This window comes from Citrobacter sedlakii NBRC 105722, from assembly GCF_000759835.1.
GTDB classification, from domain to species: Bacteria; Pseudomonadota; Gammaproteobacteria; order Enterobacterales; family Enterobacteriaceae; genus Citrobacter_A; species Citrobacter_A sedlakii.
This window is the reverse complement of record NZ_BBNB01000008.1, coordinates 230932-246205: the sequence shown is the minus strand read 5'-3', so window position 1 is coordinate 246205 and position 15274 is coordinate 230932. Positions and strand designations below refer to the sequence as shown.

The window sequence follows — 15274 nt, the reverse complement described above, 5'->3', positions numbered from 1 at the left end:
GGGGCTATTTTCTCACTCCTTATGATAGTCCTGGCCTGGGAAGGAGACGGAGAATGAAAGTTTGTGGCGCTCGCTGTGTTCGGGTATACTACTTTCCCGTCCTGGTTATTCCATCGTTTCACCCTAACTTCTCAGGTTCAGCATGACAACGAACTATATTTTTGTGACCGGCGGGGTCGTATCCTCTCTGGGTAAAGGCATTGCCGCAGCCTCCCTCGCAGCCATTCTTGAAGCCCGTGGCCTCAATGTGACCATGATGAAACTGGATCCGTACATCAACGTCGATCCTGGCACCATGAGCCCAACCCAACACGGGGAAGTGTTCGTTACTGAAGACGGCGCTGAAACCGATCTGGATCTTGGCCACTACGAGCGTTTCATCCGTACCAAAATGACCCGTCGTAACAACTTTACGACTGGCCGTATCTACTCTGATGTTCTGCGTAAAGAGCGCCGTGGTGACTATCTGGGCGCAACCGTGCAGGTTATCCCACACATCACCAACGCCATTAAAGAACGCGTCCTTGCCGGTGGCGAAGGGCATGACGTTGTGCTGGTTGAAATCGGCGGTACCGTAGGGGATATCGAATCCCTGCCTTTCCTCGAAGCGATTCGTCAGCTGGCGGTCGATATCGGTCGTGAACATGCGCTGTTCATGCACCTGACGCTGGTGCCTTACATGGCGGCGGCTGGTGAAGTAAAAACCAAACCGACACAGCACTCCGTTAAAGAGCTGCTTTCCATTGGTATTCAGCCAGACATCCTGGTTTGCCGTTCCGATCGCGCGATTCCGGCAAACGAACGTGCGAAAATTGCATTGTTCTGTAACGTGCCTGAAAAAGCCGTTATTTCAATGAAAGATGTCGATTCCATTTATAAAATTCCGGGCCTGTTGAAATCTCAGGGTCTGGACGATTATATTTGTAAACGATTCAGCTTGAACTGTCCGGAAGCTAACCTGTCTGAATGGGAACAGGTAATTTATGAAGAAGCCAATCCGGGCGGCGAAGTGACTATCGGTATGGTCGGCAAATACATTGAACTGCCGGACGCCTATAAGTCGGTTATCGAAGCGCTGAAACACGGTGGTCTGAAGAATCGCGTCTCCGTCAACATCAAGCTGATTGATTCGCAGGATGTTGAAACGCGCGGCGTTGAAATTCTGAAAGATCTGGATGCTATCCTGATCCCTGGCGGCTTCGGCTACCGTGGTGTTGAAGGCAAGATCGCCACTGCACGCTATGCGCGTGAGAACAATATTCCTTACCTCGGCATTTGCCTGGGTATGCAGGTTGCGCTGATCGAATTTGCGCGCAACGTAGCGGGAATGGAAAACGCGAACTCTACGGAATTTGTGCCAGACTGTAAGTACCCTGTCGTGGCGCTGATTACGGAATGGCGCGACGAAGACGGTAACGTCGAGGTCCGTACCGAGAAAAGCGATCTGGGTGGTACTATGCGTCTTGGCGCACAGGCTTGCCAGTTGTCCGACGATAGCGTGGTTCGCCAGCTGTACGGCCAGCCAGTCATCACCGAGCGCCATCGTCACCGCTATGAAGTCAACAACATGTTGTTGAAACAAATTGAAGCTGCGGGTCTGCGCGTTGCGGGCCGCTCCGGGGACGATCAGTTAGTCGAGATCATCGAGGTGCCTAACCATCCATGGTTCGTTGCCTGCCAGTTCCACCCGGAATTTACTTCAACGCCGCGTGACGGGCATCCGCTGTTTGCAGGCTTCGTGAAGGCCGCCAGCGAGTATCAGAAGCGTCAGGCGAAGTAAGAAGTAAAAAAGTTAGAACGGCAACGCGTACCAAAGGTACGCGTTGTTTGTCTGGAGTTTTAGTTAACTAGTGACTCGAGGAAAACCTAATGTCCAAAATCGTTAAAGTCATCGGTCGTGAAATCATCGACTCCCGTGGTAACCCGACTGTTGAAGCCGAAGTACACCTGGAAGGTGGTTTCGTCGGTATGGCTGCTGCCCCGTCAGGTGCCTCTACGGGTTCCCGCGAAGCGCTGGAACTGCGCGATGGCGACAAATCCCGTTTCCTGGGTAAAGGCGTAACCAAAGCAGTTGGCGCGGTTAACGGTCCGATCGCTCAGGCTATCCTTGGCAAAGACGCCAAAGATCAGGCTGGTATCGACAAGATCATGATCGATCTGGACGGTACTGAAAACAAATCCAACTTCGGTGCGAACGCAATCCTGGCGGTATCTCTGGCTAACGCCAAAGCCGCTGCTGCCTCTAAAGGCATGCCGCTGTACGAGCACATCGCTGAACTGAACGGTACTCCGGGCAAATATTCCATGCCGGTTCCGATGATGAACATCATCAACGGTGGCGAGCACGCTGACAACAACGTCGACATCCAGGAATTCATGATTCAGCCGGTTGGCGCGAAAACCGTTAAAGAAGCCATCCGCATGGGTTCTGAAGTTTTCCATCACCTGGCAAAAGTGCTGAAAGGCAAAGGCATGAACACTGCGGTGGGTGACGAAGGGGGTTACGCGCCGAACCTGGGTTCTAACGCCGAAGCACTGGCTGTTATCGCTGAAGCGGTAAAAGCGGCTGGCTACGAGCTGGGCAAAGACATCACTCTGGCGATGGACTGCGCAGCGTCTGAATTCTACAAAGACGGTAAATACGTTCTGGCTGGCGAAGGCAACAAAGCGTTCACCTCTGAAGAATTCACTCACTTCCTGGAAGAACTGACCAAGCAGTACCCGATCGTCTCTATCGAAGACGGTCTGGACGAGTCTGACTGGGACGGTTTCGCATACCAGACTAAAGTCCTGGGCGACAAAATTCAGCTGGTGGGCGACGACCTGTTCGTGACTAACACCAAGATCCTGAAAGAAGGTATCGAGAAAGGCATCGCTAACTCCATCCTGATCAAATTCAACCAGATCGGTTCTCTGACCGAAACCCTGGCTGCAATCAAGATGGCGAAAGACGCGGGCTACACTGCCGTTATCTCTCACCGTTCTGGCGAAACTGAAGATGCGACCATCGCTGACCTGGCTGTAGGTACCGCTGCTGGCCAGATCAAAACCGGTTCCATGAGCCGTTCTGACCGCGTTGCTAAATACAACCAGCTGATCCGTATCGAAGAAGCGCTGGGCGAAAAAGCACCGTACAACGGTCGTAAAGAGATCAAAGGCCAGGCGTAATCCTGAACTTTCGTTCTTCTAAAAAACCCGCTTCGGCGGGTTTTTTTATGCCTGCGGTAAAGCAGCTCTCGCACATGACCTTAAGGGCAACATCTGCGATACTTAACGTTTATTCCCCTTACAGAGATGACTATGCAGTACCCGATTAACGAGATGTTCCAGACCCTGCAAGGCGAGGGTTATTTCACCGGCGTTCCCGCTATTTTTATTCGCTTACAGGGATGCCCGGTTGGCTGCGCCTGGTGTGATACCAAACATACATGGGATAAGCTCGCGGATCGGGAAGTGTCGCTGTTCAGCATTCTGGCGAAAACTAAAGAGAGCGACAAATGGGGGGCAGGCAGTGCAGAAGATCTGCTTGCCATCATTGGTCGACAGGGCTGGACGGCTCGCCATGTGGTGATCACAGGAGGGGAACCCTGCATTCACGATCTGATGCCGCTAACCGAACTGCTCGAAAAGAATGGCTTTAGTTGCCAGATAGAAACCAGCGGCACTCATGAAGTGCGCTGTTCTCACTCAACCTGGGTCACGGTCTCACCAAAAGTGAATATGCGTGGCGGTTACGACGTGCTGTCGCAAGCGCTTGAGCGTGCTGATGAAATCAAACATCCTGTGGGACGTGTGCGTGACATTGAAGCGCTGGACGAACTGTTGGCGACGCTGACGGACGAAAAGCAGCGCGTTATCGCACTCCAACCCATCAGCCAGAAAGACGATGCGACCCGTCTGTGCATTGAAACCTGTATCGCCCGCAACTGGCGGTTGTCGATGCAAACGCATAAATATTTGAACATTGCCTGACAACTGCGTCAGACGTCACAGTGCAGGCCGGATAAGGCGCTTCGCGCCGCTATCCGGCACAGGGCGGGGCCGCCATGCCGGATCTGACGGTGTAGCGGGTACGTTATGCGTTAGACCAGCTTTGAATCGAGTCGACGTTATCCAGACTGCCATGCAGCACTTCATACGATTTTTTCAAAATCACATCGGTATGGCTGGTTAAATCGCGGAAGATCCCTTTATTCAATGCATCATAGCGCCTGGCGTGGCTCTCTGTCGGCATGAAGACATTTTTTACCCGCACCATTTTTTCTGTCGCCGTCTCATAGTCCGGATATAATCCTAGCCCTACCGCTGTATTGATAGCGGCCCCAAGACTGGCACAACCGTTTATCACATTCCGCCTCGTTGGCAGGTTGAACACATCGGCAAAGATTTGCATAAACAGATCGCTGTTTGAACCGCCCCCCGTAATGATGAGATGTCTGGCAAAGCGGCCCATTTCATTACACATCTCGTCGTAGTTATTTTTCAGGGTCAGGGCAACGCTCTCCAGAATGGAGCGATAGATCCAGGCGTAGTCCATACTGGAATCAAAACCAATCATTATGCCGCGCTTGAAGGGTTCCCAGGGATTGGTGAGCCAGTCCAGAACGGTCATCAGGCCGTTGCAGCCAGGTGGAACGCAGGCGGCTTTTTTATTTAACAAATCCTCCGGTGAAAGATCCTGCGCTTTTGCCTCCGCAATCAACGATTCACCCAACATATCGCGCAACCAACTGACCGTCCACATGCCTTTACGGATACCATAGCCTTCATACAGTAAGGTTTCAGGGACAGAAGACATAATCGGCCAGTAAGCGCGCGGTTCTACAGGCAGCGTTTTACCGTTCATCATCAGGGCGATATAAGTGCCCAGAGAAATCACTGCGGTTTCGTCGTCCAGTAATCCCGCGCCCAGCGCCTCTACCGGTTTATCGCTGGTGGTGCAGACGACGGGTAACCCAACTGGGAAATGAGTAGCCAGTGCAGCCTCGCGAGTCAGATGACCGAGCACGGTGCCGGGCATCTGAACATCAAACAGCATATTGCGTGGAATATTGAATTTCCTGATAACCTCTTCATCGTCACTCCATGTCCAGGTCTTATAATCCACCGGCCACTGGCCAAAATAATTGGCGATGTTGTCTTTAAACTCGCCGGTTAAGCGATGAGACAGATAACCTGAAAATGACGTAACGTAGGTCACATCGGGGTTGTTGTGCTCATAGGGACGCGTAACGCGCGCATCCTGCCAGCTTATCAGCGGAGCGGCAGGGGTGCCGTCGGCTTTAAGCAAAGCGCGACAGCAGCGAATGGAGCCAAGCCCAATGCCGACAATGTCCTTTTTATCTCCCGCGAACTGGCTCATTAATTCTCTGCCGGCAAAGCATAAAGAGGTCCATAAATCGTCGTCAGGATGTTCTGCGGTATCAGCATCCGGCGTGTGCATAGGTTGCAGTTGCCCTTTACCTTCACAAACAATATTGCCATTCAGATCGTACATCACAACTTTGGTACTCTGACTTCCACCATCAATTCCAATGATGTATTTCTTCGACATTGCCATTCTCCTTTAATTTTCTCTCTTCACTCGCCGGTGGTATCAGCAGCCAGTGAGGTTAACTTTTCCGGTACGGCGTTGGCGGTACGAATTTTGCGAAACAGTAAGAAGGTAAAAAAGATCACCATGCACAGCGCCGCCAGCCCCATCAGCCACATGTTGCGGTAAGCTTCGGCAGCTGGCAGGGTGTCCTGCCAGTACCCGACGATCGGATAGACAAAGACGTCGGGCAGGAAACCGATCACTGAACAGATCCCTACGGTGGTTCCCATAATGTAAGACGGCGTTCTGGCTTCGCCGGGACAGGCCCAGTACAGTCCACGGGAGGCGTAGCAGGTGAAACCGAGGAGCAGAATCAACCCGATCCCCATCACCACGGACTGCGGACTGGTATTGGTCGCCAGCAGTGCGATGAGCGTGAGCGCGCCGACACAGGAGAGCAACTGGATCACCCGCGTAGGGGATTTGATTTTGCTGTAAGTGGTAATGATCCCACCCAACGGTCCGCAGATCGCACGGAAGATTTTATTGATGACGATCCCCATGTAGCTTGCCGCCACCAGCGACATGCCGTACATTTCGGTCAGATAATTGGTGGAGTAGCTGAGAATGGCATAGATGGTAAAGACGCCGAAAATGACCATACTGCAGTACCATGTCGTGCTGATACGCAATACCGCCAGAATATCGCGTAGCTGAAACGTCTGTTTTTCGACCGCCACACTGTCGCGACGGGCGTGGCTGTCGCTAACGAAGAACCAGCATAAAATGCCCAGCAGGATGTACACAACGCTGTAAATCAGAATCACGGCCTTCAGGCTGTTGCTGTCATCCGGCGCGAAGCGGGAAAAAACCCACATAGTGAATACCGCCAGTGACATAACGCCCACGCCGCGAAGCCCTTCCATCCAGCCCATTATTTTGCCCTGCTCGCTGTGGTCTCCCAGCAGTGACGCGGCTTTGATTGAGACTGACCACAGCATCAGGATCGTGGTGACTGCAAAAGCGACCTGGATACAGAGCATGACCCACAACGGTGGGTAAGTCATCATCAGCAGACCGAGCATGCCGGTTAATATCATTGCTGAGGTAATCATTTTGCGATGCGAAAATTTATCGGCAATAACCCCGCTGGGAGCATAAAGAATAATAGCGGCAACGCCGAACGTACTCATTATTAGCCCGATTTCGGTATTGCTAAACCCCATAAATTTTGCCATGGGAATCTGATATATATAGCGTAAATAAGCCAGATCGAAACTGACGCCTCCGCTAAAGCTTATAATAGCGAGGGTTATCCAACGACGATATGAGTTCTGGTGCATATCGAATTCCCATTTTTGACAGACAAAAAAAAGAGAAAAGTAAACCGCCTTTTCAGGTGGATTACTTTTCTCAGGTCTCTAGTAATTGCATTCAGAAATAGCATGGAAGGGCTAATAAGTGTGTGAGAATAATCACGCTTCTGGATGTTTGGCTTATTTATAAAATGAAACGGGCAACTGTGATTTCGATCACGTAAGATAGATTAACGCTGTGTTAAAACATATCACAGTTACCAGAGATAATGAGAAAGGTAACTTCCCTGTCGCCGGGGAAGTTACCTTTCTTTTTTTTTGCCTTAAGGAATGTGGAGCTTACTATGTCGATCGAATCTCTCAATGCGTTCTCAATGAATTTTTTCTCGTTGCAAGGAAAAACCGCGATCGTAACGGGCGGCAACAGCGGCCTGGGCCTCGCTTTCGCAACGGCGTTGGCGAAGGCTGGGGCGAATCTGTTTATCCCGAGCTTTATAAAAGACCATGAGGAAAGCAGGGAACTTATTGAAAAACAGGGTGTTGAAGTTGAGTTTATGCATGTGGATATCACGGAAAAAGGGGCGCCGCAGAAGATTATCGCCGCCTGCTGCGAACGTTTCGGCACCGTGGATATTCTGGTGAATAACGCCGGGATTTGTAAGCTGAACAAAGTACTGGACTTTGGCCGCGCGGACTGGGACCCGATGATTGACGTTAACCTGACTGCGGCATTTGAGTTAAGCCATGAGGCTGCCAAAATAATGATCCCGCAACATAGTGGTAAAATTATTAATATCTGCTCTTTGTTCTCTTATCTTGGCGGGCAATGGTCGCCAGCTTATTCCGCAACTAAACATGCGCTTGCCGGGTTGACGAAAGCATATTGTGATGAACTGGGGCAATACAATATCCAGGTTAATGGCATTGCCCCTGGCTATTATGCAACAGATATTACATTAGCGACGCGCAGTAATCCGGAAACAAATCAACGGGTGTTGGATCATATCCCGGCAAATCGTTGGGGAGATACTCAGGATTTAATGGGCGCGGCGATATTCCTTGCCAGTCAGGCTTCTGATTATGTTAACGGTCATTTACTGGTCGTCGATGGTGGTTATCTGGTCCGCTAATTTATGGCGGTGGTTTCTGTTTTTATTCATTATTCCGAATGACTTATCAGGAAGGAAGGGCTATGACTTTATCTCGAGAAGCGATTGTTGACCAGTTAAAAGAAATTGTCGGTTCAGAACGTGTCATTACCGATGAAACGGTGTTAAAGAAAAACAGTATTGATCGCTTTCGCAAATATGCGGATATTCACGGCGTTTATACGCTGCCACTGCCCGCGGCTGTCGTGAAGCTGGGATCGACAGAACAGGTGTCCCGCGTACTGGCGTTTATGAACCAGCATAAAATCAATGGCGTACCGCGTACCGGCGCATCCGCAACCGAAGGCGGGCTGGAAACCGTAGTCAAAAATTCCGTTGTCCTTGATGGCGCAGGGATGAATCAGATCCTGAGCATTGACGTTGAAAATATGCAAGCGACGGCGCAGTGCGGCGTTCCGCTTGAGATTCTGGAGAACGCGCTACGTGAGAAAGGTTATACCACCGGCCATTCGCCGCAATCTAAACCCCTGGCTCAGATGGGTGGGCTGGTAGCGACCCGCAGTATTGGGCAGTTTTCCACCCTGTACGGCGCGATTGAAGATATGGTCGTCGGGCTGGAAGCGGTGCTGGCGGATGGAACTGTCACCCGAATTAAGAACGTCCCGCGCCGCGCTGCCGGGCCGGATATTCGCCATATTATTATCGGTAATGAAGGCGCGCTGTGCTATATCACTGAAGTCACAGTGAAAATTTTTAAATTTACGCCGGAAAACAATCTCTTTTACGGCTATATCCTTGATGATATGAAGGTTGGTTTCGATATCCTCCGCGATGTGATGGTAGAGGGATATCGGCCCTCCATTGCGCGCCTGTATGACGCCGAGGACGGCACCCAGCACTTCACCCATTTTGCCGATGGCAAATGCGTACTCATCTTTATGGCCGAGGGAAACGCGCGGATAGCGAAAGCGACCGGTGAAGGGATTGCTGAGATCGTGGCGCGCTATCCGGAGTGCCAGCGTGTGGACAGCAGGCTTATTGAGAACTGGTTCAATCAACTGAACTGGGGGCCGGAGAAAGTGGCGGCTGAGCGGGTGCAGATCCTGAAAACCGGCAATATGGGATTCACGACAGAAGTGTCGGGCGGTTGGGGATGTATTCACCAGATCTACGAAAATGTGATCAGGCGTATCCGTAATGAGTTTCCCCACGCGGATGATATCACCATGCTCGGCGGTCACTCTTCTCACAGTTATATCAACGGCACCAATATGTATTTTGTCTATGACTACAACGTAGTGGACTGTAAGCCGGAAGAAGAGATCGATAAATACCATAATCCACTGAATAAGATCATCTGCGAAGAAACTATCAGACTGGGCGGCTCAATGGTGCATCACCACGGCATTGGTAAGCATCGCGTTCACTGGAGCAAGCTGGAGCATGGCAGCGCATGGCCGCTTCTGGAAGGTCTCAAACGCCAGTTTGATCCGAACGGCATAATGAATACGGGGACGATTTATCCCATCGAGAAATAACGTAACAGGTGGCTTCCCGCTCGGGAAGCCACTTTTTTTACCGGACAATGAAGGGGTAGAAATGAACACTTCACCGGTGCGCATGGATGACTTACCGTTAAATGCTTTTCACTGCCGTATTGCGGCGTTAACCTTTGGCGCGCATCTTACTGACGGATATGTTCTTGGTGGGGTGGGTTACGCCATTATCCCATTGATGTCAGCAATGCAACTGACGCCTTTTATGGCCGGGATGATTGGCGGAGCCGCGTTGCTCGGGCTTTTTCTCGGTAGCCTTATACTGGGCTGGGTGTCCGATCATATCGGCCGACAGAAGATTTTTACCTTCAGCTTTATGCTGATCACTATCGCTTCATTTTTGCAGCTTTTCGTCTCAACGCCGGAACAGCTGATCGCGTTACGGATCCTCATCGGGATTGGGCTTGGCGGCGATTATTCCGTCGGCCATACGCTGTTGGCTGAATTTGCGCCGCGGCGTCATCGGGGAGTTCTGCTCGGAGCATTCAGCGTGGTATGGACTATCGGCTACGTACTGGCGAGTCTGGTTGGACATCATTTCATTTCCGCAAGCCCGGATGCCTGGCGCTGGCTGCTTGCTTCGGCGGCGTTGCCCGCACTGTTGATTACTTTGCTTCGTTGGGGAACGCCGGAATCACCTCGCTGGCTGATACGCCAGGGACGCTTTGCAGAAGCTCATGCGGTGGTTCATCGCTATTTTGGCCCGCACGTCCTGCCCGGCGATGAAATTGCCGCCGCATCCACTAAACATATTAAAACGCTCTTTTCCGCTCGCTACTGGCGGCGAACTGTTTTCAACAGCGTTTTCTTTGTCTGCCTGGTGATCCCGTGGTTTGTTATCTATACCTGGCTGCCGACGATTGCCCGGACTGTTGGTCTGGAGGATGCGCTTACCGCCAGCCTGCTGCTGAATGCGCTATTAATTGTCGGCGCACTACTGGGGCTACTATTAACGCATCTGTTGACGCATCGTCGGTTCCTGCTCGGCAGTTTCCTTCTGCTTGCGGCAACGCTGTTCGTGATGGCTTTCTTGCCGCCAGGCAGCGCTTTCACTTTGCTGCTGTTTGTTCTGTTCAGCACCACGATTTCTGCTGTCAGCAATCTGGTGGGGATCCTGCCTGCGGAAAGCTTCCCGACTGATATTCGTTCGCTGGGCGTTGGATTTGCGACGGCGATGAGTCGGCTTGGCGCTGCGATAAGCACCGGTCTGTTACCTTTGACGCTGGCGCAATGGGGAATGCAGGTCACGTTGTTGCTATTGGCGGGCGTGTTACTGATTGGATTTATCGTGACCTGGCTATGGGCGCCGGAAACGAAGGCATTGCCGCTGGCGGTGGCCGGGAGGGTGGAGAAAAGACAGGGAGGGGTAAATGAACATTCTGTTAGCGTTTAAAGCAGAGCCGGACTCCGGCATGCTGGCGGAAAAGGACTGGCTGGCTGCGACACAGGATACCTGCGGCCCCGACACCGCTTTGCTGCGCAGCTCGCCTGGCGCCGACGAGCAGGCCGCCGCCGCATTGCTGTTGGCTGAGCGCCGGGCAGGTTGTGAGATGATCCTGACGGCGCTGAACATCGGCGATGAACGGTCGCTGCACTGGTTACGCTATTTTTCCGCGCTGGGTTTTGATAAGACGGTACTGCTGGAGAGCGGGGCGGATCTGCGATTTGCGCCAGCATTCATCGCCGGGCAGATCGCCGACTGGCATTACCGTCACGGGGCCGACCTGATTATCACTGGATGCCAGAGTAGCGAAGGGCAGAACGGGCAAACGCCGTTTCTGCTGGCGGAAATGCTGGGGTGGCCATGCTTTAGCCAGGTGACGCGTTTTGCGCTTGAGGCGCCCTTTATCAGCGTTGACCAACGAATGGAGTCCGGCCTTCGTCGTTGCCGGGTACGTCTTCCGGCGGTCATCGCCGTCAGACAGTGTGGCGAAGTGGCGCTCCCTGTGCCTGGCATGCGCCAGCGCCTGGCGGCGGCCAAAGCGGAGATTATCCGCCAGCCTGTCGACATTGCGGTTCCTCAGGGGCGCAATTGTCTGGCGCTGACGCGACCGGAACAGCGACGGTGCGCGAAAATTATCGACGGCGCGACGGTGCAGGAAAAAGCCCGGATTTTATGGCGGGACTATTTGCGTCAGAGGTGCGCGCCATGAAAATAGCAATGATTACCACGCCCGGAGAATGTGCGGCAATGGCGGGATGGATCGCGGCAAATGCCCCCGGTGCGGCGGAAGTGGAGCGCTGGGTAATCGATTCCGTACCGGCGGTTGCGGAACAGGTGCTCGACGCGCTGGCCGCCCAATGGGCGATAACGCCTGCCGGGGTGCTGATCTTTCCCTCTGGTTCGTTCGGCGATGAGCTTGCAACACGTCTGGCCTGGCGGCTACGGGGTGATAGCGTATGTCAGGTGGTTACCGCAGACCTGCAACAAGGGCGGGTGAGTAAATCACATTGGGGGAGCGCGCTCTTAGCGTCCCTGTCTGTCTCCGGATGTCCTGTGTGCCTCTCACTGGCGCGCCAGCCTGATGCGGGCGCGTCAGCGTCGGTTTTGCCAGTTATGACGGAACGACGTATCGTCCCGGCGGAACCACCTGACTGGCTCGAACACCTTGAAAGCGTGAAAAGCGAAAACAGGCACCCTCTGTTACAGGCCAGCCATGTTCTGGTGGTTGGGCAGGGAGGCCGCGAGGTTGAAGAGGATAAAATCACCGCTCTGGCCCAGGCGCTACGCGCCGAGGCGGGATACAGCCGGGCGCGGGTGATGAACGGCGGAGTGGATGTGGAACGGATGGTTGGCATCACCGGCCATCTGCTTTCGCCGGATGTCTGTATTGTGGCGGGAGCTTCCGGCGCGGCGGCGTTGATGGCCGGGATTCGCCAGAGTCAGTTTGTCGTGGCGATAAATTGCGATCCCGACGCGCCTGTTTTTTCCCAGGCGGATGTCGGTATCGTCGATGACTGGCCGCAGGTGCTGGAGGAACTCGTGGCGTGTACGAAAACGTAGCCTCAGGGTGTTTGCCCTCCGGCCGCTGAGGCTAATTCAGCTTTTTAGCCAGCGTCCAGACGTCGGTATTGGTGGTGGAAAGCGCCGCCACGCCGGCTTTTATAGCATTGCGCGCGTCTTCTTCATCGCAGACCAGCCCGCCGGCAATCAGCGGCTGGCGTATTTTTTCCGTGACCCAACCCAGCACTTTTGGCATGCAGCCGGGCAAAATCTCAATACAGTCCGGATTTGACTGCGCGACTTGCTTATCAATATTGTGAAAAGAGATGGAGTCGACGATAAACAGGCGATGGATGCAGAAAAAGCCCTCCGCTCGCGCGGCTTTAAGCATCGGGGCTTTGGTGCTAATGATGCCATCTGCCTCGGTGACCAGCTTCAGAAACTGAATGACCACCTCTTTATTCGATGCTCCCTCCAGCAGATCAACGTGGATAAACGCATATTTTCCGGCATTCTTGATCTTCTTCACGATGTTGCTGATGGTGCAGATATTGCCATACAGCACAGAGATGAACAGACATTCGGAGTCAATCGCTAACTGCAGGCTGGCATTATCTTTTACGGCGGCAATGACGGGATTCTGGCGGAGCAGGTGTAACAGGGGCATAGATTATCCTTATAAATATTAGCCGAAGCGGTAAGCGATGCCAGCACCGGACGCGGGATAGCGCCACTGTAGCAACATTTCATCGTCGCACAACAGGCGACAGGCGCCGCACTCCAGACAGCCGCGAAAGTCGATGAGCAATTCGCCTTCCGGTGACAGGGAATACAGCCCGGCAGGGCAGGCGGCGATCAGCCGCGCGGCCGTTTCGTGGTCGATCTGCCTGGCGGGAACGATATGGGAAAAACTGGCGGGACGCCAGACGTTGCGGGCTACAGACATCGTATGCTCCTGATAATATCGCCTGCTAAATGACGCAGGCCGTGACGACGGAGATGACGCCAGACAACCTGGCGCAACGGGGCCACCGGTCCCTCTCCCTGACGCCAGATTTCGCGGGAAACATCATCCATCAGCGCGGGCCATTGACGATACCATCCCGGGCGCTGTAACAGGTCCGGAAGATGACGGTAGCGTTGCAGAACGTCCCACAGCAGACTGTGCTGAATATCCTGATGGTAGGCCGGAAAAAGATTTTGCGGATCGCGTTTCTGGCAGGCGTGAATTAGCGTTTGCGCCGCGGCCTGCGCGCCGAGAAGCGCCATGTCCATTCCTCTGATTGTGAAGCCGGTATTGACGCAGCTACGTAGCGCATCTCCGACCAGCAGCCAGCCTTCCCCTGCATATTGCACGGGCAGACTATGCAGGCCGCCTTTCGGCACCAGATGGGCGCCGTACTCCAGTGTTTCGCTGCCTTTGAGTAAAGGGCGAAGCGCCGGATGCGTTTTCAGCCGCTCCAGCAGTCTGCCTGCCGGAATATCACCCTGCGCCAGCGAGGAGAGAGGACAGACGACGCCAAAAGAGAGCGTGTCCTGATTGGTATACAGGAACGCTCCGCCGGGCCGATCGGCACAAATTTCACCACTGAACAACATCGCTGCGCCTTCTTCAGAAGATAAGCGAAAACGCTCCTCAAGCAATTGTTTGTCCAGCGCCAGCGTTTCTTTTATCCCCAGCGCCATACTGTTTCGCGATGGCGGCGGCAAAAAACCATAACGTTCCGCCAGAAGGCTGTTTGCGCCTTCCGCCAGGACAACATAGCGGGCGCGCAGCGTCTCGTTGTCAGCAATCACGCCGCAAACCCTGCCCTTTTCACAATGCAGCGCTTCAACCGTCACGCCGCTGATAAACTGAACACCTTCGGCTTCCGCCTGGGCGACAAACCAGGGATCGAAGCGGGCGCGCAACAGGCTCCATGACTCCCCGTCCGAACGCAGGCTGGAGTAGGTTGTCGCGCCGTCATGCGTGAGTAACGTGAGGTTTTCCTGGGTAATTCGTCGTTCCAGCGGGGCGGTGCGTTGGAAGTGGGGGAGAAGTTCGGCGAGCGCATGCGCGTAGAGTCGTCCGCCGGAAAGGTTTTTACTGCCGGGGCGTTCTCCACGCTCAAGCAACAGCACCGACAGTCCGGCGCGGGCGCAACGTAAAGCACAAGCGGTTCCCGCTATCCCTGCCCCGACAAAAATAATATCGAAATCGTCAACCATGCTGTGCTCCTTTATCCAGAGCACATAACCCTATCAGATTGACGGTAAAGGAATGTTGACTCCCGGCACATCCCGGTTATACGCCAGGTAGCTGGGGAAAATGCGGATCATTCGCCGCGATAGACGCAGCCTGCCGTACACGTTTCTTTTATCATCACCGCGCTCAGTAACGGTACTGCGGGTTTTACCTGTTCCCAAATCCACTTCGCCAGCACTTCGCTGGTGGGATTCGACAAACCCGGAATATCATTCAGGTAGTAGTGATCCAGACGGTCATAGGTTGGCTTAAACGCTGCCTTCAGTTCTGCAAAATCAATAATCCAACCCGTGTGCGGATCAACTTCGCCGGTAACCTCCAGGCGCACCATAAAAGAGTGCCCGTGCAGACGACCACATTTATGTCCTTCCGGGACGTGCGGCAAACGGTGAGCGGCTTCGAAGGTGAAATCTTTAAACAGGGTGGTGGTCATCTTAAATTCTCAGTCAGGCAAAAACCGCCGTAGGGTACAGCAAAGTACATTTTTTCGCATTAACTAAAGCGGCCATGACGCGTTGATTACGGAATTGACGCGATGAATAATGTGTATCTCTATATATTTCAGTGG

General features: G+C 53.4%; 14 protein-coding genes. 8 read left to right on the top strand and 6 right to left on the bottom strand.

What is annotated here, in order from left to right; all coding sequences use genetic code 11:
- The first annotated feature begins 142 nt into the window (after positions 1–142).
- The 3 genes from pyrG (at position 143) to queE (ending at position 3972) form a co-directional block, all read left to right on the top strand.
- Positions 143–1780: a glutamine hydrolyzing CTP synthase gene (gene pyrG / locus CSE01S_RS12360; RefSeq protein WP_042288801.1), complete on the top strand. Its 1638-nt coding sequence runs from the start codon at positions 143–145 to the stop codon at positions 1778–1780.
- Between the two features lie 89 nt (positions 1781–1869).
- Positions 1870–3168, top strand: a complete 1299-nt coding sequence (eno, locus tag CSE01S_RS12355) for a phosphopyruvate hydratase (RefSeq protein WP_042288799.1) — start codon at positions 1870–1872, stop codon at positions 3166–3168.
- Positions 3169–3300: 132 nt separating this feature from the next.
- Positions 3301–3972 (top strand): 7-carboxy-7-deazaguanine synthase QueE, encoded by a 672-nt coding sequence (gene queE, locus CSE01S_RS12350; RefSeq protein ID WP_042288797.1) that lies wholly within the window; start codon positions 3301–3303, stop codon positions 3970–3972.
- A 103-nt stretch (positions 3973–4075) separates the two neighbouring features.
- On the opposite strand, the gene CSE01S_RS12345 is transcribed toward queE, so the two are convergent.
- Both CSE01S_RS12345 and CSE01S_RS12340 read right to left on the bottom strand, forming a co-directional pair.
- Positions 4076–5554 carry an FGGY-family carbohydrate kinase gene (locus CSE01S_RS12345; RefSeq protein ID WP_042288796.1) on the bottom strand — a complete coding sequence of 493 codons (1479 nt, stop codon included), beginning with the start codon at positions 5552–5554 and terminating at the stop codon, positions 4076–4078.
- A gap of 26 nt (positions 5555–5580) precedes the next feature.
- On the bottom strand, positions 5581–6879 hold the full coding sequence (locus CSE01S_RS12340; protein WP_042288794.1) for an MFS transporter: 1299 nt from the start codon (positions 6877–6879) through the stop codon (positions 5581–5583).
- A gap of 317 nt (positions 6880–7196) precedes the next feature.
- Here CSE01S_RS12340 and CSE01S_RS12335 point away from each other — a divergent pair, with 317 nt between their 5' ends.
- From CSE01S_RS12335 to CSE01S_RS12315, 5 genes are all read left to right on the top strand, one after another.
- Positions 7197–7982, top strand: coding sequence for an SDR family oxidoreductase (locus CSE01S_RS12335; RefSeq protein WP_042288792.1), 786 nt, complete (start codon positions 7197–7199; stop codon positions 7980–7982).
- A 62-nt stretch (positions 7983–8044) separates the two neighbouring features.
- Positions 8045–9499: an FAD-binding oxidoreductase gene (locus CSE01S_RS12330; RefSeq protein ID WP_042288788.1), complete on the top strand. Its 1455-nt coding sequence runs from the start codon at positions 8045–8047 to the stop codon at positions 9497–9499.
- On the top strand, positions 9483–10910 hold the full coding sequence (locus tag CSE01S_RS12325) for an MFS transporter (protein ID WP_233422705.1): 1428 nt from the start codon (positions 9483–9485) through the stop codon (positions 10908–10910). Before CSE01S_RS12330 ends, CSE01S_RS12325 begins: the two co-directional genes overlap by 17 nt.
- Entirely contained in the window at positions 10888–11670 is a 783-nt protein-coding gene (locus tag CSE01S_RS12320; protein ID WP_042288784.1) for an adenine nucleotide alpha hydrolase family protein, read from the top strand. The genes CSE01S_RS12325 and CSE01S_RS12320 overlap by 23 nt, the downstream gene beginning before the upstream one ends.
- Entirely contained in the window at positions 11667–12521 is an 855-nt protein-coding gene (locus CSE01S_RS12315) for an electron transfer flavoprotein subunit alpha/FixB family protein (protein ID WP_042288782.1), read from the top strand. The genes CSE01S_RS12320 and CSE01S_RS12315 overlap by 4 nt, the downstream gene beginning before the upstream one ends.
- A gap of 31 nt (positions 12522–12552) precedes the next feature.
- Here the strand turns inward: CSE01S_RS12315 and CSE01S_RS12310 are convergent, their stop codons facing one another.
- The 4 genes from CSE01S_RS12310 to queD all read right to left on the bottom strand — a co-directional run bounded on the left by CSE01S_RS12310 (position 12553) and on the right by queD (position 15139).
- The gene (locus CSE01S_RS12310) at positions 12553–13128 is read right to left on the bottom strand and encodes a glycerol-3-phosphate responsive antiterminator (protein ID WP_042288779.1); all 576 of its coding nucleotides are present in this window, start codon (positions 13126–13128) and stop codon (positions 12553–12555) included.
- Between the two features lie 18 nt (positions 13129–13146).
- Complete coding sequence (locus tag CSE01S_RS12305) at positions 13147–13407, bottom strand: ferredoxin family protein (RefSeq protein WP_042288777.1); 261 nt, start codon at positions 13405–13407, stop codon at positions 13147–13149.
- The gene (locus CSE01S_RS12300; protein WP_042288774.1) at positions 13398–14669 is read right to left on the bottom strand and encodes an FAD-dependent oxidoreductase; all 1272 of its coding nucleotides are present in this window, start codon (positions 14667–14669) and stop codon (positions 13398–13400) included. Before CSE01S_RS12300 ends, CSE01S_RS12305 begins: the two co-directional genes overlap by 10 nt.
- A gap of 107 nt (positions 14670–14776) precedes the next feature.
- A complete protein-coding gene (queD, locus tag CSE01S_RS12295) occupies positions 14777–15139 on the bottom strand; it encodes a 6-carboxytetrahydropterin synthase QueD (RefSeq protein WP_042288770.1) in 363 nt (120 codons plus the stop codon).
- Positions 15140–15274 lie beyond the last annotated feature (135 nt).